The 1,914-nt window shown below is 35.9% G+C and carries 4 protein-coding genes and 1 pseudogene; all 5 read right to left on the reverse strand.

The features are described from left to right. Nucleotides 1–662, reverse strand: a 662-nt coding sequence (locus K1I61_RS08895) for a phage replisome organizer N-terminal domain-containing protein (protein WP_223334886.1), incomplete at its 3' end; no start/stop codon positions are given. Continuing rightward, nucleotides 649–921 (reverse strand): hypothetical protein, encoded by a 273-nt coding sequence (locus K1I61_RS08900; protein ID WP_223326782.1) that lies wholly within the window; start codon nt 919–921, stop codon nt 649–651. The genes K1I61_RS08900 and K1I61_RS08895, both read right to left, overlap by 14 nt. A 1-nt stretch (nt 922) precedes the next feature. Beyond that, nucleotides 923–1,131 (reverse strand): annotated as a pseudogene (locus K1I61_RS08905) (hypothetical protein). A gap of 1 nt (nt 1,132) precedes the next feature. Beyond that, complete coding sequence (locus tag K1I61_RS08910) at nt 1,133–1,333, reverse strand: hypothetical protein (RefSeq protein ID WP_223334887.1); 201 nt, start codon at nt 1,331–1,333, stop codon at nt 1,133–1,135. After that, nucleotides 1,330–1,782 (reverse strand): hypothetical protein, encoded by a 453-nt coding sequence (locus K1I61_RS08915; protein WP_223334889.1) that lies wholly within the window; start codon nt 1,780–1,782, stop codon nt 1,330–1,332. Before K1I61_RS08915 ends, K1I61_RS08910 begins: the two co-directional genes overlap by 4 nt. Nucleotides 1,783–1,914: the final 132 nt, after the last annotated feature.

Below are 1,914 nucleotides of genomic sequence, written 5' to 3' on the forward strand. Positions count from 1 at the left end.
CGTGCTAGTAAAAGCCTTTTTGTCTTATCAACAAACTTATACCTCTTATTAGCTACTTGATTCAGATAAACAATAGGGATCCAAAGTTCTTTATATTTTGTTTTCTCTAAATCTTTTATAGCTGTTTCTTCAAGCCAAGTAGGAAAAGTGAAGTCGGGATTTCCCGACAATATATTATCTAAATATAAATTATTACTCTTACTATTAACTCTATTCTCTTTCTCTATCTCTGTTGGACATAAATTGGAAATAGTCTTTTTATTTTGGACATTCTCCAATTTTGGTAAATCTTGACTATTTTTTCTTTGTTCTCGCTTGTATTTTGCCCAGTTTGTTTCACTCTCAACCATGGCTTTTGCTTGCGATAATGTAGCATGTCCATCATCGTCTATCTGAATCAGTCCACATTTTGTAAAATATGCAACCGTCATATTGATATCATCTTCAGAAACATCCAGTTTTAAAGCTAATTCCTGTACCAAACTATCAAAATATCCTTCATAGTACAAAATACAATCATCTTCTAAACTTTCCAACATAAGACGGATATAAATCACTGTCATAGTGTAGCCACCAGGCATATTTTTAAGTCGCTTAATAAAAAGATTATCAAAAAACTTCTTATCAACTTTTAACCAAAAATATATTTTAGTCTTTGCCATCATCTACCCCCAAAAACTTTAAAACATCTGAGATTTTATAATACGCTTTTCTAGTATCTTCAATAGGCGGTATATACTGTGGTAGTCCTGCACATTCCCATTTTGTCAAGGTTTTATCTCCTATGCCCAGTTCTTCCTTTAGTTCCACCTTACTGATTAAATCTAATCTTTTTTGAGGTACTTTCTCATGACTTTTTAAATACCGTTCCACTGCTTCCAAAATCTTAGACTTTAAATCTTCAATCATTTTTTCAAACATCTTAGCACCCCCATGGCTTAACCCCTGCAAGCTGAATATAACGCCCATAATCGGGGGTTAAACTCTCGCTAGGTGTTTCTATCGTCTGTTTGCTTTCTCGCTCAAATTGGGTGCTTTTTTGCGGTCTCGGTGGTTTAGATAAAGCAGTAGGCCAATCAATACCACGGAAAAGATAATCGCCTGTGTGTTGCTTAAATCTAATTCATTCATGCTATGCCCTCGCTTGATAGTTTTTGATATAGTCCACTTGGTTGCTTCGTCCCATCTTCAGGAAGTCGTCCACCTCTTCGGTGCTTACTTTTCTATCTACAAAATCAGAGATAAACTGGAAGAGGTTTGGGCGTTTCTCCTTAATTTCAGCCATTTGTTTATCAAATTCTGCTTGTGTCATGTTGTCTAGGTCTAGTGTCATTGCATTGCCTCCTCAAACTTCTCTATAAGATGATCTTTACTTACTTTCCGATTAGCATTTTTAGAATTAAAAAGAATATCTTTCAAGGTTATAGTAGCCTCTAAATACTCCTTTTCAGCATGTTCTATATACGCCTGTTGCTCTGCTTCGTTGTCAAAAAAGTGCTTGGCTTGGCGTTTAAAGAAGGCTTGTCGCATAGCGTCCATTTCAAAAATACCAGGACTGAAAAACATTCCCGTAGTGCTTTTAGAGACTGCCTCGATTTTATGACTTTCATTCAATTCAGGAAGTTCAATCCAAAGTAAGCGGTGTAAATTTTCTTTGATAGCTTTTAATTGTCCTGATAAGAGTCCTATTCTCGAAAAATCATTGTTTTCGTCTGCTTGGTGTAATTCCATACTAATTCTATCCAAGCTTTTAGCGATAATATCGTATGTTGTTTCTGTCATAGTCTGTTTTCCCTTTTTCCTATATTGGATTATTTCACCACTCCAAACGCTGGGTAGTTGCCCCAAGTTGGCGAACGCTTGTAGCGGTGTTTCATGAGTAATTACCCATCTTTCAGCTAAACAAGGCCTTAG

It is taken from the genome of Streptococcus infantis (assembly GCF_019929665.1).
Taxonomy (GTDB): Bacteria; Bacillota; Bacilli; order Lactobacillales; family Streptococcaceae; genus Streptococcus; species Streptococcus infantis_H.

Coding starts and splice junctions, on each gene's coding strand:
- K1I61_RS08910 (WP_223334887.1), bottom strand. CDS start 1,333: ATGACACTAGACCTAGACAACATGACACAAGCAGAATTTGATAAACAA.
- K1I61_RS08900 (WP_223326782.1), bottom strand. CDS start 921: ATGTTTGAAAAAATGATTGAAGATTTAAAGTCTAAGATTTTGGAAGCA.
- K1I61_RS08915 (WP_223334889.1), bottom strand. CDS start 1,782: ATGACAGAAACAACATACGATATTATCGCTAAAAGCTTGGATAGAATT.